The sequence below is a fragment of the Tenacibaculum sp. SZ-18 genome (genome assembly GCF_002813915.1).
Lineage (GTDB): Bacteria > Bacteroidota > Bacteroidia > Flavobacteriales > Flavobacteriaceae > Polaribacter.
The window spans coordinates 2,144,191-2,169,801 of sequence record NZ_CP019335.1 but is presented as its reverse complement, the minus strand read 5'-3'; the positions used below and the strand labels follow the sequence as shown (position 1 = coordinate 2,169,801).

Annotated in this window: 27 protein-coding genes; 12 read left to right on the top strand and 15 right to left on the bottom strand. The window is 30.9% G+C overall.

The annotated features are described in order from the left end of the window. Positions 1-6: 6 nt before the first annotated feature. The 6 genes from BTO06_RS09515 to BTO06_RS09490 all read left to right on the top strand — a co-directional run bounded on the left by BTO06_RS09515 (position 7) and on the right by BTO06_RS09490 (position 5,655). Positions 7-1,332 (top strand): dicarboxylate/amino acid:cation symporter, encoded by a 1,326-nt coding sequence (locus BTO06_RS09515; protein ID WP_100925079.1) that lies wholly within the window; start codon positions 7-9, stop codon positions 1,330-1,332. A gap of 118 nt (positions 1,333-1,450) precedes the next feature. After that, positions 1,451-2,482 carry a glutathione synthase gene (gene gshB, locus BTO06_RS09510; protein ID WP_100925078.1) on the top strand — a complete coding sequence of 344 codons (1,032 nt, stop codon included), beginning with the start codon at positions 1,451-1,453 and terminating at the stop codon, positions 2,480-2,482. Beyond that, positions 2,472-3,314: a sulfurtransferase gene (locus BTO06_RS09505; protein ID WP_100925077.1), complete on the top strand. Its 843-nt coding sequence runs from the start codon at positions 2,472-2,474 to the stop codon at positions 3,312-3,314. The genes gshB and BTO06_RS09505 overlap by 11 nt, the downstream gene beginning before the upstream one ends. A gap of 1 nt (position 3,315) precedes the next feature. Then, positions 3,316-3,642: a hypothetical protein gene (locus tag BTO06_RS09500; RefSeq protein WP_198517066.1), complete on the top strand. Its 327-nt coding sequence runs from the start codon at positions 3,316-3,318 to the stop codon at positions 3,640-3,642. Beyond that, the gene (locus BTO06_RS09495) at positions 3,643-4,473 is read left to right on the top strand and encodes an N-formylglutamate amidohydrolase (protein ID WP_100925075.1); all 831 of its coding nucleotides are present in this window, start codon (positions 3,643-3,645) and stop codon (positions 4,471-4,473) included. Between the two features lie 21 nt (positions 4,474-4,494). Then, positions 4,495-5,655, top strand: coding sequence for a flavohemoglobin expression-modulating QEGLA motif protein (locus BTO06_RS09490; RefSeq protein ID WP_335755671.1), 1,161 nt, complete (start codon positions 4,495-4,497; stop codon positions 5,653-5,655). Here the strand turns inward: BTO06_RS09490 and BTO06_RS09485 are convergent. The 3 genes from BTO06_RS09485 to BTO06_RS09475 are packed head-to-tail and all read right to left on the bottom strand — an operon-like array spanning position 5,633 to position 7,418. Then, positions 5,633-6,352: an SMI1/KNR4 family protein gene (locus BTO06_RS09485; protein WP_100925073.1), complete on the bottom strand. Its 720-nt coding sequence runs from the start codon at positions 6,350-6,352 to the stop codon at positions 5,633-5,635. The two genes, BTO06_RS09490 and BTO06_RS09485, sit on opposite strands and share 23 nt — an antisense overlap. Then, complete coding sequence (locus BTO06_RS09480; RefSeq protein WP_100925072.1) at positions 6,352-7,002, bottom strand: HAD family hydrolase; 651 nt, start codon at positions 7,000-7,002, stop codon at positions 6,352-6,354. The genes BTO06_RS09485 and BTO06_RS09480 overlap by 1 nt, the downstream gene beginning before the upstream one ends. Next, positions 7,002-7,418 (bottom strand): thiol-disulfide oxidoreductase DCC family protein, encoded by a 417-nt coding sequence (locus tag BTO06_RS09475; protein WP_100925071.1) that lies wholly within the window; start codon positions 7,416-7,418, stop codon positions 7,002-7,004. Before BTO06_RS09475 ends, BTO06_RS09480 begins: the two co-directional genes overlap by 1 nt. A 125-nt stretch (positions 7,419-7,543) precedes the next feature. On the opposite strand from BTO06_RS09475, the gene BTO06_RS09470 reads away from it, so the two are divergent. From BTO06_RS09470 to BTO06_RS09450, 5 genes are all read left to right on the top strand, one after another. Beyond that, positions 7,544-8,245 (top strand): ABC transporter ATP-binding protein, encoded by a 702-nt coding sequence (locus BTO06_RS09470; RefSeq protein ID WP_100925070.1) that lies wholly within the window; start codon positions 7,544-7,546, stop codon positions 8,243-8,245. 1 nt (position 8,246) lies between these two features. Then, a complete protein-coding gene (locus tag BTO06_RS09465) occupies positions 8,247-9,476 on the top strand; it encodes an ABC transporter permease (protein WP_100925069.1) in 1,230 nt (409 codons plus the stop codon). A gap of 5 nt (positions 9,477-9,481) precedes the next feature. Then, complete coding sequence (locus BTO06_RS09460) at positions 9,482-10,723, top strand: ABC transporter permease (RefSeq protein WP_100926766.1); 1,242 nt, start codon at positions 9,482-9,484, stop codon at positions 10,721-10,723. Positions 10,724-10,754: 31 nt separating this feature from the next. Continuing rightward, a complete protein-coding gene (locus BTO06_RS09455) occupies positions 10,755-11,873 on the top strand; it encodes an efflux RND transporter periplasmic adaptor subunit (RefSeq protein WP_100925068.1) in 1,119 nt (372 codons plus the stop codon). A gap of 181 nt (positions 11,874-12,054) precedes the next feature. Continuing rightward, positions 12,055-14,640, top strand: coding sequence for a T9SS type A sorting domain-containing protein (locus tag BTO06_RS09450; protein ID WP_100925067.1), 2,586 nt, complete (start codon positions 12,055-12,057; stop codon positions 14,638-14,640). 463 nt (positions 14,641-15,103) lie between these two features. Here the strand turns inward: BTO06_RS09450 and BTO06_RS09445 are convergent, their stop codons facing one another. Next, complete coding sequence (locus tag BTO06_RS09445) at positions 15,104-15,991, bottom strand: 3-hydroxybutyryl-CoA dehydrogenase (RefSeq protein WP_100925066.1); 888 nt, start codon at positions 15,989-15,991, stop codon at positions 15,104-15,106. A gap of 26 nt (positions 15,992-16,017) precedes the next feature. Further along, positions 16,018-16,983, bottom strand: coding sequence for a Gfo/Idh/MocA family protein (locus tag BTO06_RS09440; RefSeq protein WP_100925065.1), 966 nt, complete (start codon positions 16,981-16,983; stop codon positions 16,018-16,020). Between the two features lie 119 nt (positions 16,984-17,102). On the opposite strand from BTO06_RS09440, the gene BTO06_RS09435 reads away from it, so the two are divergent. Continuing rightward, positions 17,103-17,744 carry a protein-L-isoaspartate(D-aspartate) O-methyltransferase gene (locus BTO06_RS09435; RefSeq protein WP_100925064.1) on the top strand — a complete coding sequence of 214 codons (642 nt, stop codon included), beginning with the start codon at positions 17,103-17,105 and terminating at the stop codon, positions 17,742-17,744. A gap of 172 nt (positions 17,745-17,916) precedes the next feature. Here the strand turns inward: BTO06_RS09435 and BTO06_RS09430 are convergent, their stop codons facing one another. The 10 genes from BTO06_RS09430 to rlmD all read right to left on the bottom strand — a co-directional run bounded on the left by BTO06_RS09430 (position 17,917) and on the right by rlmD (position 25,507). Continuing rightward, the gene (locus tag BTO06_RS09430) at positions 17,917-18,453 is read right to left on the bottom strand and encodes a hypothetical protein (RefSeq protein ID WP_100925063.1); all 537 of its coding nucleotides are present in this window, start codon (positions 18,451-18,453) and stop codon (positions 17,917-17,919) included. 69 nt (positions 18,454-18,522) lie between these two features. Then, on the bottom strand, positions 18,523-18,684 hold the full coding sequence (locus tag BTO06_RS18465; RefSeq protein ID WP_157811793.1) for a hypothetical protein: 162 nt from the start codon (positions 18,682-18,684) through the stop codon (positions 18,523-18,525). Between the two features lie 23 nt (positions 18,685-18,707). Then, positions 18,708-19,562, bottom strand: coding sequence for a substrate-binding domain-containing protein (locus BTO06_RS09425; protein WP_100925062.1), 855 nt, complete (start codon positions 19,560-19,562; stop codon positions 18,708-18,710). Beyond that, the gene (locus BTO06_RS09420) at positions 19,563-20,432 is read right to left on the bottom strand and encodes a nucleoside phosphorylase (protein ID WP_100925061.1); all 870 of its coding nucleotides are present in this window, start codon (positions 20,430-20,432) and stop codon (positions 19,563-19,565) included. After that, positions 20,432-21,355 carry a DUF1835 domain-containing protein gene (locus BTO06_RS09415; protein WP_100925060.1) on the bottom strand — a complete coding sequence of 308 codons (924 nt, stop codon included), beginning with the start codon at positions 21,353-21,355 and terminating at the stop codon, positions 20,432-20,434. The genes BTO06_RS09420 and BTO06_RS09415 overlap by 1 nt, the downstream gene beginning before the upstream one ends. Positions 21,356-21,528: 173 nt before the next feature. Next, complete coding sequence (locus tag BTO06_RS09410; protein ID WP_100925059.1) at positions 21,529-21,852, bottom strand: translation initiation factor; 324 nt, start codon at positions 21,850-21,852, stop codon at positions 21,529-21,531. Between the two features lie 2 nt (positions 21,853-21,854). Next, the gene (locus BTO06_RS09405) at positions 21,855-22,802 is read right to left on the bottom strand and encodes an isopenicillin N synthase family dioxygenase (protein WP_100925058.1); all 948 of its coding nucleotides are present in this window, start codon (positions 22,800-22,802) and stop codon (positions 21,855-21,857) included. Between the two features lie 61 nt (positions 22,803-22,863). Then, positions 22,864-23,538: a DUF6048 family protein gene (locus BTO06_RS09400; RefSeq protein WP_232731438.1), complete on the bottom strand. Its 675-nt coding sequence runs from the start codon at positions 23,536-23,538 to the stop codon at positions 22,864-22,866. 25 nt (positions 23,539-23,563) lie between these two features. Beyond that, positions 23,564-24,049 carry a DUF6452 family protein gene (locus BTO06_RS09395; protein WP_100925056.1) on the bottom strand — a complete coding sequence of 162 codons (486 nt, stop codon included), beginning with the start codon at positions 24,047-24,049 and terminating at the stop codon, positions 23,564-23,566. A gap of 6 nt (positions 24,050-24,055) precedes the next feature. Then, positions 24,056-25,507, bottom strand: coding sequence for a 23S rRNA (uracil(1939)-C(5))-methyltransferase RlmD (gene rlmD, locus BTO06_RS09390; RefSeq protein ID WP_100925055.1), 1,452 nt, complete (start codon positions 25,505-25,507; stop codon positions 24,056-24,058). Between the last annotated feature and the right edge of the window lie 104 nt (positions 25,508-25,611).

Genomic DNA, 25,611 nt, shown 5'->3' with positions numbered 1-25,611 from the left:
AAAGAAATGAAGAAATTAGCACTACACTGGAAAATTATCATTGGAATGATACTTGGTATAGTTTTCGGTTTTATAATGAATTCCATCGATGGAGGAAAAGGATTTGTCGCTGATTGGGTTGCTCCATTCGGAAAAATATTTATCAATCTTTTGAAGTTAATAGCTGTACCTTTAATTCTAGCGTCTTTGATAAAAGGTATTTCAGATCTTAAAGACATTTCTAAAATAAAATCAATGGGATTAAAAACACTAGGCATTTATATTGCTACAACTATGGTAGCTATTATTATTGGTTTGAGTATCGTAAATGCTGTAAAACCAGGCGAAGGAATGTCTAAGGAGACTATTGAGAAGATTAAAGAGAAGTATGCTGATAATACTGGGGTTAAAGATAAATTAAATAAAGCTTCAAAACAAAAAGATGCAGGACCTTTACAGGCTTTAGTAGATATTTTTCCTAGTAATATTTTTAAGTCATTTGTGAATGCTTCAATGTTACAAGTAATCTTTTTTGCTTTATTTGTGGGAATTAGTTTATTGCTAATTGCTGAAGAAAAAGCAAAACCCTTAATTAGCTTCTTTGATTCATTGAATGAAGTTGTGATGAAAATGGTTGATTTAATTATGTTGTTCGCTCCTTATGCTGTATTTGCTTTATTAGCTAATGTTATTATTGCATTTGATGATACTGAAATACTAATTAAACTATTATGGTATGCTTTATGCGTGATATTTGGTTTAGCGTTAATGGTGGTTTTTTATCTTTTAATTCTAAAATTTTATGTAAAAAAGTCACCACTATGGTTTTTGCAAAAAATAAGTCCAGCTCAGTTATTAGCATTCTCAACAAGTTCTAGTGCGGCAACACTACCAGTTACTATGGAAAGAGTGGAAGAACATGTAGGCGTAGATAAAGAAGTTTCTGGTTTTGTATTACCAGTTGGAGCTACGGTAAATATGGATGGAACTAGTTTATATCAAGGAATTGCAGCTGTATTTATTATGCAAGTTATTTGGCCTGAAGGATTAACCTTTACTAATCAGTTGACAATTATTTTAACAGCCCTATTAGCTTCTATTGGTTCTGCAGCGGTACCAAGTGCTGGAATGGTAATGTTGGTTATTGTTTTAGAATCGGTTGGTTTTCCAAGTGAATTATTACCTATTGGATTAGCCTTGATTTTCGCTGTTGACAGACCTTTAGATATGTGTAGAACAGTTATTAATGTAACTGGTGACGCAACAGTTGCCACTTTGGTAGCGAAATCAGTTGGTAAGTTAGGTGATCCAAAACCAAAAAATTGGGACGATAATTATGATTTAGTAAAATAATTTTATAAGCCTTATATATTCAAAAAAAGAGTATTTTTAAAACACCATTACAGTGAAAGTAATCGGTGTTTTTTAGTGAAAAAAGTAAATAGAAACTAACTTAAACCTATTAGAGCAAATGAATATTTGTTTTTTAATGTATCCTTGGGAAGAAATTATACCAGATAATGATTCTTCATTAACACTAATACATGAATGTGCCAAAAGAGGTCATGGAGTGGCTATTTGTACACCTTCGAATTTAACAATTAGAAATAGTGTTACCAATGCTTTTTGTACTATTATCAATCGAATGGAAAAGGTACCTTCTTCTTCAAAATCATATTACAAAAAGGCGACAACAAGGGAGGAGATGCTACCTTTAGCTGGTTTTGATGCAATTTTTATGAGAGCGAACCCTCCATTAGATCCATTAATGTTAAATTTTTTAGATTCTGTAAAAGATGATGTGTTTATTATTAATTCAGTACAAGGTATGCGAGAGGCGAATAATAAACTCTACACCGCGGTTTTTGAAGATCCAAATAATGATATTATCCCAGTAACACACGTATCAAAAAACAAGAATTATTTAATAAAAACAATTGAAGAGTCAGATTCTGATAAAATGATTTTAAAACCCTTAAATGGTTATGGAGGTTCAGGTGTTATTTTAATTGAAAAATCAGCAATGGGAAATATTAATTCTTTGTTAGATTTTTATATTAGTAAAAGTGATGGTTCCTCTGATTACGTAATTCTTCAAGAGTATATTGAAGGTGCGGAAAAAGGTGATGTTAGAATTTTACTTTTAAACGGATTACCGATTGGTGCGATGAAAAGAATTCCAGGTGAAAAAGATCATCGTTCAAATGTTACAGCTGGTGGTAGAGTTGAGAAACATCGATTAACTCAAGCTGAAAAAATATTATGTAAAAAAATAGGACCGAAATTAGTTAAAGACGGTTTGTACTTTGTTGGTATTGATGTGATTAATGGTAAGTTAGTAGAGGTTAATGTAATGAGTCCAGGAGGAATTACATATATCAATAAAGTTTCAAAGGTTAAATTACAAGAGAAGGTTGTAGATTTTCTTGAAAGTAAAATTTTAGAAAAAAATGCTGCTTTTAGAAGAATGACAGATCTAAAGAAACAAGTTGATGAAGCTTAAAGTTATTTCGCCAATTGTAACTGTTGATTGGTTACATGAACATATAAAAGCTAATAATGTAGTTGTTTTAGACGCTACAATAAAAAAAGTCGGTTCTTCGGAAGAAGATTCAGATAATAAATATTTAATTCCAAATACTAGATTCTTTGATTTAAAGAACGTTTTCTTGGATAAAAATGATGAGTTTCCAAATACAATTCCTGAAGAAAACGATTTCGAAGAGCAAGTTATAAACTTAGGGGTAAATATCGATTCATGTATCATTATTTACGATAATATAGGTACTTACTCTTCACCACGCGCTTGGTGGTTATTTAAAGTATTTGGGTTTCATAATGTAGCTGTACTTAATGGCGGATTGCCAAAATGGATTCAATCTGGTTTTGAAGTTGCAGATAAATATATAGAAGGTTTTACTAAAGGTAATTTTACAGCTAATTTAATTCAAGAGCTAGTAACAAATTATCAACAAGTTTTTGAAAATATTACTTCCAATGAAAACTGCACAATTGATGCAAGATCAAACGAACGATTTTTAGCAAAGGTGCCAGAGCCACGTAAAGATTTAAAAGGAGGTCATATTCCAAAGTCAGTAAGTTTGCCGTATACAGAGGTTCAAGAAGATGGAGAAATGAAGCCGAAAGAAGAATTAATCAGAATGTTTGATAAAATTAATTCAGAAAACAAGAAATTTATATGTACCTGTGGATCGGGTATTACAGCTTGCATTTTAGCATTGGCTCTTGAAATAACAGGTAAAACTAACTATTCGGTATATGATGGCTCGTGGACTGAATGGGCAAGTATGCCAAATTTACCAATTGAAAAATAATATGATTATAGAATGGACTAGGGCAGAGTTTGAAGCTTATGTTTTATTATATGCAGCGCAATGTAATTTATTAGAAACTGAAGAAGAACGAAAATATATTCTTTCTAAAGTAGACGAAAAAACATTTAATAAAGTACATACACAAATTGTGTTTGATAAAGAGGAAGATATCATTGAAAATATCAGAGAGTATTTATTGATGAATAAATATTCACTAGAAGAAAAGAGAAATTTAATTAATGATATAAAAGAAGTGTTCTTTGCGGATGGAACTGTTGATAAAATGGAGAAACAAATATTTGTTGTCTTACAGAAAATTTTGAAGTAAATGATAAGGTTATCTGTCAATGAAATAATAAATAAAATTCGAAAAGAAGAACTTTTTGAAGCTGTCTCTAAGGATTATTCTTTTGTAATAAAAATTGAGGAATATGTACCTTTTGTTTGTGCTGCTGTTCATGATGGACATCAGTTTAGAAAGGAATTGTGGAGCAATTGTTTGCATACTGAGTATGATCGTTGGTATGAAGAAGATCCATGTACTAAAGAAATGATAATTGATCAACCGATTGTAATAGCTGGGTTGGATTCTCGTTTTGAATATGATTTAAACAGAACTCCAGAGTCTGCAATTTATCATGATGCTTGGGGAAAACAACTGTGGAAAACTGAGTTATCAACGGAGGTTAAAGAAAAGAGTTTGACTAAGCATAATCAGTTTTATAGCGTTGTAGAAGCTTTAATTGAAAAATTAGAGTCAAAGTATAACCATTGTATCGTTTATGACATGCATAGTTATAACTGGAAACGTTGGGATAGAGAAGTGCCAACTTGGAATTTGGGTACAAAAAATGTTGATGAAACTCGATTTGCAAGAGACATTAATTCTTGGAGAAATTTATTGGAGAAAATGCCACTTCCAAATGATATTAAATCTACTGCAAAAATTAATGATACTTTTCAAGGTAATGGTTATTTCTTGATGTTCATAACATCAAGGTTTGAAAACACATTAGTATTAGCAACAGAAATCGCAAAAGTATATTGTGACGAATTGAATCAGGTTATTTATCCTGAAGTGGTGAACGCAGTAAAAAGGTATTTAAATAAATCGCTAAAAGTTCACGCATCAGACTTCTTTAATAGACATAAATATTAAATTTGCGGGTTAGAATTTGTAATGATGATTGATACTACGGTGAATACAAAAAAGCTTTTTGAAATTGACCAGCGAATAGATAAGCTCGTTAAAAAGATAGAATTATTAAGATATGTAAATCCTGTAAATATTGAAGAGGAAAAAACAAAATTCTTTAGTTCTAAATATTTAACTGATCCTAATTTCGTTTATCCTGAGCGCGACTTTGATAAGTTTAAATTACACAGTGAGTTTTTTGCCTTACCGCTTGAAGATATTGAAGATCAGAAGATTCGTGATTTGTATGAGGATATCATTTATTTCTATTCAGGATTAATTCAATGTATTGAAACTATAGGAGAAGGCAATAGATTTTATTATAATAGTTTGCGTTCTTTTGGTTCACCAACAGAAGATGATGTGGAAAATGCTAAGTTTATTCTACATTTTGAGGATGAGGATACAAGCAGTGAAGCTTTTAAGCCGAAGTATACCTCTAAAGAATCAGAGCAATTTTTTATTGATTATGGTAAAAATTACGATTTTGATTTTAGTATTACTCACTCTAGAAAAATGAGTGCTATTGCCATGGTTTTAAATAGTACGCGTTCATTAGTTTTAAAAGAAAATTACAAGTATTCTGATAATGAATTGGCCATATTAACAAATCATGAAATTGGTGTTCACATGGTTACTACTATGAATGCTTTAGAACATCCATTAAAAATATTTTCTCATGGATTTCCAGGGAATGAAGAAACTCAGGAAGGCTTAGCTGTTTTCAGCGAATATATGTCAGGAAATTTGACTTTAAAACGTTTGAAAGAATTGGCGTATCGGGTAATGGCGGTAAATGGATTAGCTAAAGGATATTCATTTTCAAAAACTTTTAGATCATTACACAATACGTTTGATTTAAATAGAGAAGATGCTTTTTATATCACGGCGAGAGCTTATCGTGGAGGAGGGTTTACAAAAGATTATTTGTACTTAACTGGATTAAAGAAAATATACAATTATTACAAGGAAGGTAAAGATTTAGGAATTTTACTCACAGGAAAAGTAACGTTAGAATATGCCAGTCAAATTGAATATTTAATTCAACAAAAATATGCTGTATCTTCTAAATATTTAACTAATTCTTACAATAAAAACAATAATACTAACGAAACAATAAACTTTATTTTAGATAACTTGAAGTAGTTACAACTTTTCTACTTTCAGATAAAGTTTCTTCTCTGTTTTTTATTGCTGAAATTACATCACTCTTGCTCATAACTAAGAGTTGTAACCATTCAGAGAATTCTTTAACAGAGTATCTGATAGAGTTATTTTCAGTATCAATAAAAACTAAAGGCCATTCGTTATTTTCATTTAAGTCATTAGTTACCCAGTACCAATCTCCTTTCCTTTTTTTATTTTTGGTTAATGCCAATAACGCGCTTGTGGTTACAGTTCCTTCACTTGTCTGTAACTCATCTGGAAGATTGTTAAATTGATCCTTGATAAACATTGTTTTCTTGGTACTCAGAATAGAGGTGTCATAGATCATTTCTCCACCATCACCAAAATAGGTCAAGAATAATTTATAAGATTCGGGAAGTGTTAGGTTTATTTTTTTCTCAAAGCTATGAATGTTTTCTTCTGTCAGTTTAGTCCCAATATTTTTATGTTTGTTGTAATCGTCTGCTAAGTTTATAATTAAGTCCATGGTAGTATCTTCAATTAAAGATGACTGCTTAATAGAATCAATCTGTTTTTTTGCATTCTTTATGAGCATTTTATCAGATATATTTCTATCAATACTTGAAGAAATATCAGTGTTTTTCAGATAAATAAACCCAAAAACTAATGCTATTAAAGTACAGGTGAAAAAAGATTTTAAAGTAATTTTTTCCATTAGCAAATTTCAGTTAATTCCTCATAATTTGAAATCACTAGGTTTGCATTTTCTAGTGTTTGATTTGTAACTAAAGGATTTTTATATCCTACAACAAAAATACCAGCATCATTAGCCGCTTTAATTCCATTATCAGAATCTTCAATAACAATACAGTTGTGTCTTTGATGTCCACCTAAAACAGCCGCTTTTTCGAATATCTCAGGATGAGGTTTCGAGGCTTTCAAATCGGCTCCACTTATTTTAGCCTTAAAATATTTGTGTAAATCAAATCGATCAAATACTCTATTAATATTTACCATTGCTGAAGACGACGCTAATACTAAGGTATAGCCTTTGTTGTAAAAATACTGAATCAATTTTTCAACACCTTCAATCAATTGTAAATTCGGGTCGTTTTCAAAAAAATTGACATATCTTTTTCTTTTATTTTGAACAAGTTCTTCAGGGATTTCGCGTAAACTAAAATGTGAAACTAATTTTTGAAAAGCATTTAACGTAGAAGAACCTGTCATCGATTTATATAACTCTTCCGTTACATTCAATTCTAAAGCTTCAAATACTTCGTAGTAAGCTTTTCTATGTAACTCTTCAGAATCAATAATTACACCATCCATATCAAAGATTACACATCTTAAATCTTGTATCATTAATCTATAAATTTTGATAATAAATCTGGAGTTGGAATCATACATTGATCTTTTTTACCAAACCATTTGTAACGATTTTTTGCGATAATATCGTAAACAAAATCTCTAATAAACGAGGGGAAAAACAATAGAAACTTACTTACCTCCCAAATTCCTCCAAATGTACCAATTATTTTTAAAGCAGCAGTAGATTTTAAATAATAAGCAATTTTGGGCTCAAATAAAATAATAGAATCCACTTTTGAAGTATCAATTTTTAGGTCTTCTATTATTTTTTTACCCATTTCGGATTGTAAGGATGTAAAGCGGAAATTATCTTTTTTATCAAGTTTAATTATTCTTAATACAGTTTGGTTACATAAGTTGCAAACCCCATCAAATAGTATAATTTTTTTATTTTCCGGAAGCTCTATCATTCTGCTGATTATTTTTTTTCAAAATTACAATAACTTTCTGTAACATATTTTAAAATTGAGCGTCTAGTCATTGTAAGTTCGTAAAGTGAGTACACTTATAACTTACATTAGAAAAAACTAACTATATGATAAAAATAGAAGGACTACATAAATCTTACCCAATCGGTAATGATTCTCTTCACGTTTTAAAGGGACTCGATTTGCATATTAAGGAAGGAGAATTCGTATCTATCATGGGATCTTCTGGATCGGGAAAGTCTACACTACTTAATATTGTTGGATTACTAGACTCTCATGATGAAGGTAATTACTTTTTAAATGGACAATTAATTCAAGATTTAAATGAGAAAAAAGCGGCGATTCTTAGAAACAAGTTTTTAGGTTTTGTATTTCAATCGTTTAATTTAATATCATATAAAACAGCAGTTGAGAATGTAGCTTTACCATTATACTATAAAGGTATGGGAAGAAAGGAACGTTTAAAAATTGCTCAAGAATATCTTGAGAAAGTAGAGCTTGGACCTTGGGCAAATCATCTTCCAAATGAATTGTCGGGAGGACAGAAACAACGTGTTGCAATTGCAAGAGCATTAGTAACGAAACCTAAAGTAATTTTAGCGGATGAACCAACAGGAGCATTAGATTCTAAAACTACTGATTCTGTGATGGATTTGTTAAAAGGTATAAATGACGAAGGAATGACAGTTTTCGTAATTACACACGAGGAAGAAGTTGCAGCACAAACAAATAGAGTTGTTAGATTAAAAGACGGTGTCATCATCAGCGATGAGTATACAAATAAAAAAGAATTGAAAAAAGTTTACTAATATGTTTGATATAGATTCTTGGCGAGAGATATTTCAAAGTATTAATAAGAATAAACTTAGAACAATACTTTCTGGATTTACAATTTCGTTTGCAATTTTATTATTTACGTTGCTTTTCGGAATAGTAAATGGACTTCAAAACTTTTTTACACAAGCGTTTGTTGATGATGCTAATAATTCCATGTTTGTTAGAACTTGGAAAACCTCAAAACCTTATAAAGGATTACAATCGGGGAGAAGAATTCAATTAAAGAATAAAGATCTTGATTATATAGTTGAAAACTACGAGGATAAAATTCAGTATATATCAGCAAGAAAGTATTTAAGTGCACAGGTTGTTTATAAGAATAATCAAGATAACTATAATATTAGGGCTGTACATCCAGATCACAGGTATTTAGAAAAAACGATAATTGATGAAGGGAGATTTATAAATCAATTAGATTTAAGTCAAAAAAACAAAGTTATTGTTATTGGTAGATTGGTTAAGAAAGATTTGTTTGGAGAGAGAGTTGCTTTGGGTAAATATGTTAATGTTAATGATATTTCATACAAGATTGTTGGAGTTTTTTCTGATGAAGGTGGAGACAGAGAAGAAAGAAATATTTACATGCCAATAACAACTGCTCAAAAATTATATGGTAATAACGATTATATCGATAATATCTTAATAGGTTATAATCCTAGACTAACTATCGATAAGGCTTTAGCTTTTGGTAATGGATTAGAAAGAGATTTAAAACAAAACCTAGACATTCATCCAAATGATCAAAGTGCCTTATTTATTAGGAATATGGCTGAAGCCAATAAAGGAGTAGGTCAATTAACTGCAGCACTTTTTTTTATTGTGATTTTTGTAGGATCAGGTACTTTGATAGCAGGAATTATTGGTATCAGTAATATTATGATTTTTTCTATTAAAGAAAGAACAAAAGAATTTGGAATTCGAAAGGCTTTAGGGGCTAAACCAATTTCAATTATTAGTATGGTTGTTAAAGAATCATTATTAATCACAGGTTTGGCAGGTTATTTCGGACTTTTACTCGGAACTTTTATACTAGACCAAATAGGTGACGGACTTGAGAAGTATTTTATTTACAACCCAAGTGTAAGTTCAGGAATAGTCGTAGGAGCAACGATTATCTTAATTTTAGCTGGATTACTTGCAGGATATTTGCCAGCTAAAAAAGCAGCACAGATTAAACCAATTGTAGCACTAAGAGCAGATTAATTATGATTAAATTTTTATTTGATTCAGATACTTGGCAAGAAATTTACGGAGGTATTCGTAAGAATAAAACACGCACAGTAATTACAATTATAGGTGTTTTATGGGGTATTTTTTTACTGGTTGTTCTATTAGGAGCTGCTAGAGGAATGGAGAATAATTTTAAAAATTTATTTGGAGATTTCGCTACAAATAGTTTAGTTGTTTGGACACAAAGAACTGATAAACCATTTAAAGGATATCAAAAAGGAAGAAGGATACAATTAAAAACCAAAGATGTAGAAGTATTAAAAGAAGAATTCGATGGAAGATTAAAGTACATTGTTCCTCGATGTCAAACTATGAATCTTTTGGTAAATGGTTTTAAATCTGGAGATTTTCAAGTAAGTGGAGATTATCCTGTTTTGGATAAAGTTCAAAAGAAAAATTTGATTTATGGAAGATTCCTGAATCAAAACGACATAAAAAATAAAACCAAAGTAACTGTAATTGAGGAAAATATTTATAAACAGTTATTCGAGAAGAACGAAAACCCTATAAATCAGTATATCATAATTAATAATGTAAATTATAAAGTAGTTGGAGTGTATAAGTCTGGCGCAATTGATTTTGATGGTGATACAGCCTACATACCTTTCACTACTTTTCAACAGATTTACAATAGAGGTAATAAAATTGATTGGATGATGATTACTGCTCAGGAAGGAGTAGATATTGAACAATTTGAATCGGATATTCAATTAACATTAAAGAATTTACATACTGTAGACCCAGAAGATAATAAAGCACTAGGTGGAATTAATTTAGCTAAAGAAATCGGTAAATTTACGGGTTTCTTAACTGGAATGCAGTTTTTAACATGGTTCGTTGGAATTGCAACTTTAATTGCAGGTGTTTTTGCTATTGGTAATATCTTATTAATTACTGTAAAAGAACGTACCAAAGAAATTGGAATTAGAAGAGCCTTGGGAGCAACACCTTTAGAAATTAGACTACAAGTGATTTTAGAATCTGTATTTTTAACAGTTGTAGCAGGAATGTTGGGTATAATTTTCGGAGGGCTTATTTTATATGGGATAGACCGAGCTTTTGCCACTGGTCCAGATGCCGCATTATTGAACCCAACGGTTAATATTCCAATAATACTAGTGGCATTCGGAATACTAATTGTGCTAGGAACGTCTATAGGTTTAATACCAGCATATATGGCAACTTTAGTGAAACCTATTGAAGCCCTAAGAGAGGAGTAAAAATAATAATCAGACTATATAAATAAACAAAATGAGTAAAAGAGCAAAAATTATATTAATAACTGTGTTTGTGTTATTTGCAATCGTATTAATTTGGTTTGCGAAAAAGAACAAGAAAAATATTGTACAATTCGAAACTGAAAAAGCTTTTAAAACAACTATTGTTAAGAAAACAGTTGCTACCGGTAAAGTGGTTCCATTAGAAGAAGTTGAAATTAAACCTCAAATTGCAGGTATCGTTGATAGAATTGTTGTAGAAGAAGGTCAAGTTGTGAAGTCAGGTGATTTATTAGCAACAGTAAGAGTGGTTCCTAATGTAGAAGCATTGAACTCTGCTAACAATGAAATTAAAAATGCTAAATTGGCTTATGATAATGCTAAAACTCAGTTTGAGCGAAATAAAAGTCTATTTGAAAGAGGTGTAATTGCACGTCAAGAGTTTGAAAATTCAGAGTTATCATTTAACAATGCCAAACAACGTTTATCTAATGCTCGTTCAAATATGGATATTGTTAAGAGAGGAACTACTGCTGGATTAGGTAGTGCAGCCAACACAAATATTAGAGCAACTTCTTCTGGAATGATTGTAGAAATCCCAGTAAAGAAAGGTTATCAGGTTATTCAAAGTAATAGCTTTAACGCAGGTACAACAATTGCTACGATTGCTGATATGAAAAAAATGATTTTCGAAGGAAAAGTAGATGAATCTGAGGTTGGTAAATTAGTAAAGGGAACTGAATTGCAAGTTTCTTTAGGAGCAATTGAAGATAAAAAATTTCCTGCTCAGTTAAACTTTATTGCACCAAAAGGAACAGAAGAAGGTGGGGCGGTTCAGTTTAAAATTAAAGCGGATGTAGCTTTAGATGCTAATTATTTCATTAGGGCGGGTTACTCTGCAAATGCAGATATTGTTCTAGAGCAAAAAGATAGTGTTTTGGCCATTAAGGAAGCGTTATTACGTTTTGACAAGAAATCTGAAAAGCCATATGTAGAAATCAAAACAGGAGAAGATTCATTTGAAAAGAAAGAATTACAGTTAGGTATTTCTGATGGAGTCAATATTGAGGTGAAGTCTGGAATTACTTTGGAGGATGAAATTAAAATTTGGAATAAAACTTCTAAAAAGGAAAAAGATAATGATAAAGACTAACTAAAGTATAGTTTAGTGGTAAAAAAGGCATCTCATTGAGATGCCTTTTTTTTTTACAATTTTTTATCATATGAAATTGGTTTCTAGTCTACAGTAAATATACTGAAGATGTGTAGTATTCACTATCTAGAAATAATAAATCGTATTTTAAAAGAAGCCTAATAAAAAACAATACAGTCTTATGAAAAAAAATTATCTGCAGTTAAAATACTTTTTTTGTCTCACCTTTATTTTTTTAGTTAGTACTGAGGTATTGGCACAAGCTAGTGAACCTTTTAATTGTGTTACAGAAGCTTATTTATTTCAAAGTAATGATGTTTATGCACAAAACTTGGCATCTGGTATAGCCACACTTGATGGTATAGATATAGACCCTTCAGTTATTAATGGTGTTGGATATAATCCTGCCGACGGATACATTTGGGGTTCGTTGAAAAGTCCTTCCAATACAATCGTCAGAATTGGTAATAATTATGAGGTTACCAAATACACAATCAATAATGCACCATACTCCTATGTAGGAGATGTAAATCATAATGGTATATATTACTTAAAAAATGGAAGTTCGGGATTATATAAAATTGATTTAGATCCTTCATCACCAACATATTTAACAAATATTGGTACAATGACCCTTTCCCAAGCGATTACAAATCATGATTGGGCATTTAATGCCGCTGACAATATGTTGTATACAGTAGAAAAATATTCTAATAAATTATATAAAATTAATCCAAATACAGGAAATGTGGAAGATTTAGGCGAAATTCCGATTCTTTCAGGATTAAATTACACTTACGGTGCAGTATATTTCGATGTAGATGGAAATTTTTATATATCTGCTAATCAAACAGGTACAGTATATGTTGTTTATGGAGTTCAAAATGTTAATAGTAGTGCCGATATGGTATCTAATCTTTTTGCTTTTGGTCCAGCAAGTTCACAAAACGATGGAGCAAGGTGTCCAACTGCTCCAGTACCACAAGAAGATTGTACTAATGGAGTTGATGACGACGGAGATGGTTTAGTGGATTGTGATGACCCGGCTTGTTCAGGAGTTGCATCATGTCCAGAAATAACACCAATCACATCAGGTAACAATGGTGGACTTGAGAGTAATAATAGATTGTCACATCAAATCAATCAAAGAAATTTAAATAGACTCAAATCAAATTATAAATTTGATAGAGCCGCTGCAAAAAGAGTATTTAAGCGACCAACATATGGTAAAAAAATAAGTAATATAACCTTATGGGATTTTATCCCAATGGATATTTTACAAGGTACAAGTGTTATTGAAAGTTCACCCGAAGATTTAGCGGATATTACAAATGCAGTAGAAGTTTTATCTGTAGATTATATTACACCAAACAATGAAGGTTTAGGAACAATTTTGGTTTTAAAAACCGAAAATTCAGTTTACGAACATACAAAACATATCTGTGACCGTTTTACAGGTTCAGAATTATTGTCTGTTTCTAACATGGAAATCAATGACGAGGTATTTATAAAATCAATTGTTAAAAGACCAGATGGAGGTATTGAATACGTGGCAAGCTTTTCCGTAGCTGAATCAGAAGATAATACATCTTATATTGTTGAATCACATTGGAATTTAGACAAATATTCAAATAAAGGATTTTATAATTTCCAGATATGGGCTAGTAATATTGATGATTTGTATAATCTATCGCAGGAGGTTTTACGTTTATTAAGCATTCAAAAAAGTATATCATCTTACATAAGCTCCGAAGCACCACCTGTATTTGTTCGAAAAGCAAATTACTATAGTGGTAAGATTGATTTAGAAATTGTAAGTACTATAGGAGCGACAACCATCTCAATTGACGGAAATAAAAGAGGAACTGAAACATCAACCGCAGAAAATATCCAGTTAAACATTGATTTAGAAGGAACTCTAAATAATGTAATGTTAGATACACAAAATTTATATGATTTTGGATTCAGAATCTCTAATGAGTTCGATGCAACTCCTGATGATTTATTTTTATCGGACGGAACATGGGGAATTGATTACAGTTCTGAACCGTTTTTAAGCAATTTTACAGTTACTCAAAATACAGAAGATTTTGGAGCTGACGATTTAGGTGTGGAAAGGAATATTACAGCTAATTTTATTGCTGATCAAGATGTTTCTATTTATAGGTCATTAACTCCAAAATTTGAACAAGTAGATGTTTCGGATTATAACTCACTTTCGTTCTTAGCAAAAGGAACTGGACAGTTAAAAGTTATGTTGCTTCGTGAAAGTATATCTAGCTGGGAGGATCAGCCTAATATTACCATTAATTTATCCTCTACAGAGAAAGAACATATTATTTTATTGTCAGATTTAATATCGAGTGCTAAGCAAGTTAATAATGGTTTTAATGATATCAAAACATTATTCTTTACGCTTCTGTCTGATGGAGGTTTAACTGAGAATAAAACATTAGAAATAGGGAATGTTAAGTTTTCTAAATCTGCTTCTGCATCAGTCGATGATATTGTAACTAAAAATAATGTGAAAGTAATGCCTAACCCTGTGGGAGAGGTAACTAAATTAGTATTTAGCTCTGATATGAATAGCAAATTAAAATTTGAAGTATACAATATTTTTGGGAAGCAAGTACATAAAGAAACTTATAATGCCAATGCAGGGAACAATACTTTAGTATTTAAAAGAAATAATTTAGCTGTTGGATTGTATTTCTTTAAGATTTATTCTGGTACAAAAACATGGTCAGGTAAATTAATATTAAAATAAATATGGTAAAATAATAGTAATGTATGACTACTTTTTCTTTGAATCCTCATTCTATTCTTATTTATCGATAAAATGATACCATTTATCGTGTAAGGTACTACTGTAAGTCTAAAAGTTCTATCTCAAAGAACAATTACTTAGTAATTTAGCGGGGTCAAAAAAAAGAATAAAACCTTAAAAAAAAATCTAATATGAACACTTTTCAACCTATAATAGATCAATTATTAAGATTATTATTTGGAGTATCAAATTCAGAATTAAAAGTAAAGAGTATACCAGTTTTCGTAAGATATAATTAAAGACCCTTTTACAAGTAACATTCCCCCCTTTAGATTCCCCGATAATCATCAATTGTTTCCCCTTTAATTACTTTTTAGTAATTAACACTTATATAATCCCCAATTAAAAAAAGAACTCATCCGAGTTCTTTTTGTTTTATAACGTTATATGTAAGTAATTTTAATTAGCTAAATATTTTAGCAACAGTTTCAGCTTTTCTGCTTTCAGAGTAATCGTAAAAACCTTCACCAGATTTAACCCCTAATTTACCGGCAGTAACCATGTTTACTAGAAGTGGACATGGAGCGTATTTTGGATTTTTGAATCCTTCGTACATAACGTTTAATATAGATAAGCAAACATCTAAACCAATAAAGTCAGCTAATTGTAATGGTCCCATAGGATGAGCCATTCCTAATTTCATTACTGTATCAATTTCTTTTACACCAGCAACTCCGTTATATAATGTTTCAATTGATTCGTTAATCATTGGCATTAAAATACGGTTTGCTACGAATCCAGGGTAGTCATTTACCTCAACAGGAACTTTATTAATTTCTTTGGTTAAGTTCACAATAAAGTCATTTACTTCATCAGAAGTATTATACCCTCTAATTATCTCTACCAATTTCATAATTGGTACTGGATTCATAAAGTGCATTCCGATAACTTTCTCCGGACGAGAGGTGGCCGCAGCAATTTGAGTAATTGAAATAGAAGAAGTATTAGTAGCTAATATCGTATCTTCAGGACACACTTCATCTAATTCTTTAAATATTTTTAGTTTTAGGTCTACGTTTTCAGTCGCAGCTTCAACTACTAATCCAGCATATTGAACACCGCTTTGAATATTAGTGTACGTAGTAATGTTATTTAAAGTGTTTGTTTTATCTGCTTCTGATATTTTCTCTTTGGCTACCATTCTATCTAAGTTCTTAGAAATAGTAGCTATACCTTTATCCAAAGCAGCTTGTGAAACATCAATTAATTGCACGTTAAATCCAAATTGAGCAAAAGTGTGGGCAATACCATTTCCCATTGTTCCTGCACCAATAACAGCAATATTTTTCATGAAAATTAAATTTTAGTTGTTATATGTTATTTAGAAAAACAATCAATTATTTTCTGAGCTACTCGTAATGCTTCTGTTCCTTGAGTTAAAGAAACCACAGGGGTAATATCCTGATGAATTGCATCAGCAAATGAGTCCAACTCATCTAAAATTGCATTGTTTGGTTCTATTTTTGGGTTTTCAAAATAAATTTGCTTCTTAATTCCCTCTGCGTTTTGTAAGATCATAGCAAAATCATCAGGAGTTTCTGGTGCATCTTTCATTTTAACTACTTCAGATTTTTTCTCAAGGAAATCAACGGAGATATACGCGTCTCTTTGGAAGAAGCGAGTTTTTCGCATGTTTTTCATGGAAATTCTACTTGAAGTTAAATTTGCTACACAGCCATTTTCAAATTCGATTCTAGCATTGGCAATATCTGGAGTTTCAGAAATAACAGAAACACCACTTGCAGAAATATTCTTTACTTTTGATTTCACTACAGATAAAATAATATCAATATCATGAATCATTAAATCTAATACTACTGGAACGTCAGTTCCGCGAGGATTAAATTCAGCAAGTCTGTGTGTTTCAATAAACATAGGCATTTCAATAATATCTTTAACTGCTTTAAATGCAGGATTAAAGCGTTCGACATGCCCAACTTGACCACGAACATGGTTTTGACTTGCTAAAGTTTTAATAGCCTCAGCTTCCTGAAGTGTATTTGTAATTGGCTTTTCAATAAAAATATGCCTTCCCTTTTCAATCGCTTTTTTAGCACATTCAAAATGAGAAAGAGTCGGAGTAACAATATCAACAACATCAACAGCGTCAATTAAGCTATCAACTGAGTCAAATAAATGGTATCCGAATTCAGCGGCTACTTTTTGGGCATTCTCTTCATTAGGGTCATAAAACCCAACGAGTTGGTATTTTTCTGATTCTTGTAATAATCGAAGATGAATTTTTCCAAGATGGCCTGCTCCTAAAACTCCGGCTTTTAGCATATATAATTAAGTTTTAAATGATTGCTGATTTTTTCAAATCAACGCTAACAAAGATACACTTTTATAGATTTTTTCTATGAATAATTACTACTTTTAAAAACACAAAAATCAACTTTTTTTTGAGAGATACTACCAAACATCAAGGACTTAGAAATCAATTAGCGAATGTGTTATCGGGAAAAGGAATTACCGATGAAAAAGTATTGAATGCTGTTAGAAAAATTCCAAGACACCTCTTTATAGATAGTAGTTTCGAGGATCATGCGTATCAAGATAAAGCTTTTCCTATTGCGGCAGATCAAACTATTTCTCATCCTTACACAGTTGCATTTCAATCTCAAGTTTTGGAAGTTAAAGAAGGTGATAAAGTTTTAGAAATAGGAACAGGTTCGGGCTATCAGACAGCAGTTTTGTTAGAATTAAGAGCAGAGGTTTATACGATAGAACGTCAACATGAACTTTTTAAACGAACTTCATTGTTCTTGCCAAAAATTGGTTACCGGCCGAAGAAGTTTATATTTGGTGATGGTTACAAAGGTTTACCAGAACAAGCACCTTTTGACAAAATTATCGTAACCGCAGGAGCACCTTTTATTCCTAATCCGTTATTAAGTCAATTAAAAATAGGAGGGAAGTTGTTAATTCCGGTTGGAAACAAAACTCAAATTATGACTTTGCTACTTAGAAAATCGGCAAAAGAATTTGAGAAACATGAGCTCGGAGATTTTAAATTTGTTCCAATGTTGAAAAAGAGGAATTAATAGTTTTCAAAATCTTCTTTTTTAACTTGAACATCATTCTTTATTACATCTAAATATGAAACCTGGATTTTGTTGGATTTGACATAAATCAATTGGTTGTAGCTATAGTTATATACTGGAATGTACAGTCGAAGACTCAAACTGTCTTTTTCAGTTAAATCATCTCTACTAATTAGATAAGGAAGCTGATCTTTTTTGAAATAATGAGAGGTTTATTGTAAAATAAATCATTGATTGTATCGCCTTGTGTCTTTTTACGATGATCGTAGCTTAGATGGTTTTTTATTAATTCATAGTAACCTATTTCTTTTTCGAAACTTTCTAAAGGGTTTATTGAGAAATACCCTATACCTGTTCCACAATCCATTCCATCTTTATAATCATCTTGAAGATATGGGTAGTAAGATTTAGATCTTAAATGAAGGAAAAAAATAGAGTCATTAACAGGAAATTTAACTTTCCATCTGTATGTCTTAACAAAATATGGTTTTAAGCTTTTATTTTTGAAATTAATAAGAAATGAACTATCAGATTTTTTAATTTTTAACTCAAGATTATCAGATTGAATCTCTTTTCTTTCGCTATAATCGGGGAAGTATCTTCGAAAAACATCTACGTTGAAATATCCTCGAAAAACGTAGAAGTCAATTAAAATTAATACCAAAAATAATGCTATGACTACTTTAGCAATTTTTAAAACCTTTTTCATTTACAAAAGGTAATAAAAAAACCCGCCTAAAGAAGCGGATTTATTGAATTTGAAAAAAGAACAATCAACTTAATCTGCTGCCGCATCAGCAACAACAATCTCCTGTTGATAGTTTTGTTGAGTTTGCTTGGTTTTTGTGTTTTGTGATAAGCCACACGGAGCTGTACTTCCACACGAGATTAATCCTAAAGAACCAACAATACAAATTGCAATAAATACTACTCTTTTCATTTTATCTTATTTAGACGTTAAATTTACAAATTTTTAATTAATCTTCCAGAATTAATCTTTTCGGATATAACGTTGAAGCCAACCATTTTATTTTGAATGCGAGTCAATAAATTTTTGGTTATTGGTTTTCCGTCATTCCATTCTGTTATAGATAACCATTCCTTAATGTCTTCAAGCTGTTGTTCGTATCTGATTGATAGCGTTTTATCAATATCTTTGATCTCTTTGAAATTAGAAGTGCAATTATTTAGAATATCAATTATAGTTTTAATTTCTTCAGGGTGATTTTCTAAAACTTCATCTCGTATTGCAACAACAAAGCATGGCCATGGAGTGGGGCAATCGCCTAATCTTCTGAAGATCCCTTCATCAACATAAGGTTTTGTCGTAAAATGTTCCCACATGAAATAATCTGCGTCTCCATTAGTAAGTGCATCGATTCCTCCTTGGAGGTTTTTAACAACTTTGAATCTAAGTTTGGTAATATCCCAGCCATTATTGTACGCATTTACAATTGCCATTAAATGTGAACCAGAACCAAATCTACTAATAGCAACAGTAGCATTTTCAAGGTCATCAATACTTTTGAATTTAGATTTGGCTCCTACATGAATCCCCCAAATTAATGGGCTTTTAACGTAAGTTTGTATGATTTTTGAAGGATTCCCGTCAATAATGTCTTTGATAATTCCCTCAGTAAGAACAATAGCAATATCAATATCACCTTCTCTTAAAGCTTTACACATTGCACCTGTACCTCCAGGGAAATCTTGCCATCTAAGGTTTATTCCCTTCTTGGTGTATTCTTTATTTTTTAAAGTAATATACCAGGGGTAGTTAAAATGTTCAGGAACGCCACCAACTTTTAAATTCAGCATTTATTCAACTAGTTTATCTAACGTGTATATAATTAAGTCTTCTACAATTTTTTTCGGATCTTCACTAAAAGTTCCGTTTGCTCTATTTGCTAAAATAGCGTTCATAGAACAAGCTTTATGTCCAAGTAGTTTAGATAAACCGTAAATAGCAGAAGTTTCCATTTCTAAATTGGTAATTCTATGACCATTATAATTAAAGCTATCAATTTTTTTATTGATGTTTGGGTCTTGTAACGAAAGTCTTAAAACACGACCTTGTGGCCCATAAAAACCTCCAGCAGTAGCAGTTATTCCTTTAAAGGTTATATTTGAAAATAATCTACTCTCTAGTTCTTTAGAATTATCAATAATTATAGGTTTTGCTTTTCTTACGGACCAATCTGTATGTTTTATAAAAGCCTTTTCAATTTCAGGAATAGAAATATCTTCTATTTGATACGCATGAAGCATTCCATTAATATCAAGAGCGTGTGAACTTAGTAAAAAAGAATCAACAGGAATATCATTTTGTAATGAACCAGATGTTCCAATTCTAATAATATTTAAAGCTGTGTGTTCCTTTTTAACTAATCTAGTTTCTAGATCTATATTAACTAAAGCGTCTAACTCATTTAAAACAATATCAATATTATCGGGTCCAATTCCAGTTGAAACAACTGACAATCGTTTTCCTTTGTAAAATCCCGTAGATGTTTTAAACTCTCTTTTCTGAGTTGTAAACTCTATTTTGTCAAAGTGCTCAGTAACTTTATCTACGCGGTCTTGATCTCCAACAAAAATAATATCGTTAGCAATATGTTCAGGTTTTAAATTTAGATGGTAAATACTGCCATCTGGATTTAAAATAAGTTCAGAATTTTGAATATTCATTAAGATGTTAATTTCAATAACTTGTCGTTAGCATTCATATACAGATAGCTGTATTTTTTTGCCCCGCCAAGATACGAAAAATCAGAACGTAATTCTCTATAGTAGTTAATTTGATTATTAAGAAGTTGAATACCGTCTTCGCTAAGTTTAACTGGATTTAATGAAGAAAATAAATTTCTGAGCTCTTTTATCTTGTTTTTGTATTGAATATCACCAAATCCGTAAACTTGTTGTTCTTTAAGCAATTTGCTTACAAGTTCATTTTCAGATTTTAAGTCTGCTTTATGAGCAGCCTGGATTATGTTATTTTCAATTTTATTTAAACCATTTTCTATTGAAGGGAAACGTTTAAGATGTGCGTTAATAGCATCCGATAAGTAAATGAAAGGTGAAGAAGGATTAAATTTATGTACGGTTTCCAATCGTAATGGACTGTCAGAACAGTATAATTGCCAGATATAATCGGCATATTCAATATCATCTTGTGAAAGTTGAGTTCTGTTTAAATACAAATTAGCAAGTTCCTCTTTAGATAAATGACCAATATGATTACCAGAAGCACCTGCGTGAACAATGGTAATTTTACTTCCTTTTCGATATTTTTTTAACCAGCTAACAACAGCTAACATATTTATTTGACAGAATAAATCGTAATCAAACCAAAGTATAATTTCATCTTGATTTTGTTTACATAAATTTCTGTACTCTTTTAAAGTAAAATCAATGAATGTTTTTTTGGTCACTTGATAAACATTGCTAAAGAAGTCAAACCGAGTTTTCCAAAAATCTTCACTTCCAACATCTGCAGTTGTTTTTCCCTCACATAACATTTCACGCCAAGTAATAATTTCGCCTTTAATGTTAAGGTTTTTTAAAATTCCAGTTGTAATGTCACCGTTTGTAATATGTAAAAAAGAACTCATTTATAGGGACTTAAAAAATGATTTATCAATATTAATAAAAAAAACAATACTCTTGAGAATATTGTTTTGTTTGTGTTTAACTTTTATTATTTTGGTAAACTTTTTGTTAAAAAAGTGATTTTTTTAAAATAGCCGTAAGGTAATTTCTTTAAAGTATTAAATAGTTTAAATATTTATCCACCAACTCTTTTAACCTTAAATCCTCTTTCTTTAAGAATTTCCATGATTTTATTGCGATAATCACCTTGAATTATAATAGTATCATCCTTAAAACTACCACCAACAGAAAGTTTTGTCTTTATTTCTTTAGCTATTTTTTTAAAGTCCGAAGTAGCTCCATTATAACCTTCTATTACCGTTGTCGGTTTTCCTTTACGTTTTTCATATTTACAAAGTAAAGGTTCATCTTGTAACCAGACATCAGATTTTTCTTCTGCTTTTGGTTCCTCAAATTGATGATCAGGAAAAAGGTTTTTAAGTTGATCTTGCAAATCCATAATTACTTTATTAATCCTAATTCTCTTAAGCGTTCGTTTAAAAAGTCACCAGCTGTAATATCTTCAAACTGTTTCGGGTTGTCAGCATCAATACATTTATCTAATACGTCTAATTTCATTTCAGAAATTGGATGCATAAAGAAAGGAATTGAGTAACGAGAAGTTCCCCATAACTCTTTTGGTGGATTCACAACTCTATGAATAGTAGATTTCAATTTATTGTTACTATGTCTTGATAACATATCTCCAACATTAATCATTAATTCATCTGGTTCTGCGATAGCATCAATCCATTCTCCTTCATGATTTTGAACTTGTAATCCTTTACCATGAGCTCCCATTAATAAAGTAATTAAGTTAATATCACCATGTGCAGCTGCTCTAACGGCCCCTTTTGGTTCTTCGTGAATAGGAGGGTAATGTATTGGTCTTAAAATACTATTACCATTAAATATATATTGATCAAAATAGGTTTCTTCTAAACCTAAGTGTAATGCTAAAGAACGTAGTACAAATTTTGCAGTTTTCTCTAACATTTTATAAGTCTGTTTCCCAACATCATTAAATTCAGGAAGTTCTTCTACGGTAACATTTTCTGGATATTCTTCTTCTAATTTTGGGTTGTTTTCAACATATTGTCCGAAATGCCAAAATTCTTTTAAATCTCCTTCTTTTTTCCCTTTAGCACTCTCTTTACCAAAAGAAACATAACCTCGCTGACCTCCAATTCCTGGAATTTCGTATTTCTGTTTAGTTTCTACAGGCAGTTCAAAAAACTTCTTTATTTGTTCATACAAATTATCTACCAGCTCATTATCTAAAAAGTGTCCTTTTAGAGCAACGAAACCTATAGTTTCGTATGCATGACCAATTTCACTAATAAATTTTTGCTTTCTACTTTCATCTCCAGACAAAAAGTCTCTCAAATCAACGCTAGGTATTCTATCCATTGTTAATAAGTTTGTTTGTTACTTAATGTAAAGGTAGTAAAATAGGAGGTATGCTCGTGAATTATTTATTAACAAAAGGAATCAAGTAGGTCAAAGTATAATTGTAACCAAAACCTGTGCTACTATTTAATATATCATTAAATCCTGGTGCATATAAAGTTTTAAAACCAATTTGATCTTCTATTGCAGTAGCGATTTTAAATGATCCACTAAATCCTATAAATAAATTTTTAAACGTTTCTACTTTAATTCCAAAAACAAATTCTAACCATTGTGCAGTTAGTCCTGTCTCAGTTACTGGTGTATTAACCGGTGTACTAGGAAAGTAAATTGGAACATTCACATCTCCCGTAGTTACATTTGGATTGTAACTTCGCAAAGTATGATCGAATAATGCGACTCCATATCTTCCTCCAACATAAATTTCATTATTCATATCTAACCAGTTATTGTAGGTGTTGTAATTAGCTCCAACTCGAATATAATTTCCTTTGGCGGAAGAGGTGGTAAAATCTTCAAAAGTAATTTCTTCTTCGTAACCGATTTCTGCAGCTAAATACCATCTGCTTGAAATTCGATAATCTCCTACTATTTCAAGTCCATTATAACTTTTGTCGAAAAAGCTGAGACTAGCTTTACTTAGATCGACACCAAGCCTTAAACCATAACCTGTTTTGTATACTACAGTATCTTTAGGTTGTTCCTTGTTGATTCCTATGTTTTGTGCGTTTAACAAGTTAAAACAAAGAACTAAACAGATGCTAATGAAAAATGTTGACGTGCGCATTTTCTTGTGAGTTTATTGTTTCTAAAGTTGTTACTGATAGCCCATCAATCCAACCTGTTTTTTCGAATGTTAAGTTGTTAAAAATAAATCTAAACCCACATGATCTTGATAGGTATTCTTCTTCTGGAGTATATCTAATAGTTAATGTGGCAGTTTCATTTCCAATTAAATTTCCATCAGATTCATTTCTTTTAAAGGTGTAAATTGTTTCAGTTACATTGGTATTTAGAGGAATGGAAATACTATCAACAGATCTATTAGTATACAAACTATCTGTTTTTCCATTAGCTATTATAGAGAGCCTTTGCACAATTTTTAGATCATCATTCACATCCTTATCGTAAAAACGAAGAATTAAGTTAGGCGTGGGTGAACTAATTTCACAAAAATCATCAGTATCACAAGCTGAAATTGTGAACGTAATAATGCTAAAAAAAAATAGCTGCTTTAGAATTTTCATGTAAATTTATTTTTCAAACAATACTACAGTTTCAATATGAGAAGTATGTGGAAATTGATCGACCATACTAATCTTTTTCAAGTTATATCCTGCTTCAATTAATTGCTCTGTATCTCTTGCTTGAGTTGCTGGGTTACAAGATACATAAACCATTCTATCCGCATTTAGATTTATGATTTTTTTAAGTGTTTTTGGAGCAATTCCAGCTCTTGCTGGATCTAAAATTATTGTTCTGATTTTATTTTTAAATTCAGGATGCTCGAATAAGAACTTACCAACATCAGCAGCATAAAACTCAACACCTTCTATGTTGTTTCTTTTGGCATTTTTCTTTGCGTCAGCAATAGCAGAAGCTACAATATCAACTCCAATTATTTTTGTGTTACTTCCTTTGGAAGCTAATATTTGACCAATAGTTCCTGTTCCACAGAATAAATCCATCACAACAGTATTATCAATTGCATCTTTATTTTCTAAAGCATATTCAATTACTTTAGAGTATAGTTTTTCTGCGGATTTAGGATTAGTTTGAAAGAAGCTTTTCATGCTGATCTCAAAATTCAATCCTAATAATTCCTCTACAATCTTATCTTTCCCATACACTAATTGAATACTGCCTGAAGTCGCGATTGTTCTATCTCCCGTTTCATCATTTATAGAATGCAATAATCCAGCTACACGATCACCAAATAGTTTAGTTAAATAATGCGCGAACTTATCCAAGTTAAATTTGTCTAAATCTCCTGAAGTAGTAACTAAATTAAATAATAATTTATTTGTCTTGTATGATTTTCTAACTACAAAGTATCTGAAAAAACCTTCTTTTCTAGGTCCATGCCATGGAGCTAATCCTGTTTCCTTACAGTAGGTTTTTATATTTTTGATATTGTCCTCAACAGCTTTATCAAATAAACCAGAATCTTTTTCAAGATTTACACCCATCCACCAAACACCACGTTTTTTAAAACCAAGTGTAAATTCATCTACATCAGTATTTTTCTCTCTATCAAAACCAATTGCAGAGAAACTATATTCCATTTTATTTCTATAATGAAATAAGTTTGGAGAACTTACAAACTCATCAAATAAATCTTCAATATTAGCAACTTTACCGATTCTTTTAAATAAATCTAAAGTACTTGTGTGTTTATAATTATGCTGCTTTTCTACTGGAAGTTTTATATACGGTGCACCAGGAATTTCTTGATAATCCATGGCAACTTCATCTTCAGATGATTTAAGAACTTCAATTAATTTGCATTCTGCGTATTTCTTTTGAGATTTTGCAACTCTGGCTTTAACTAATTGACCTGGTAATGTATTTGGAACAAAAACTACAAACTCTCCTAGTTCTGATCTTATTTTCCCGATACCTTTTCCACCAAAAGCATAATCTTCAATTAGTAACTCAATTACTTCTCCTCGTTTAACAAATTTATTGCGTTCTCTTCTTGGCATCTATAATAATTTTAAGGACTGCAAAATTAGTAAAACTTAGCAGTTTGAATCGTTTATTTTGAATTTTAAAAAGTAATTTTAAAAAGATTTGAACCTTTTTATTT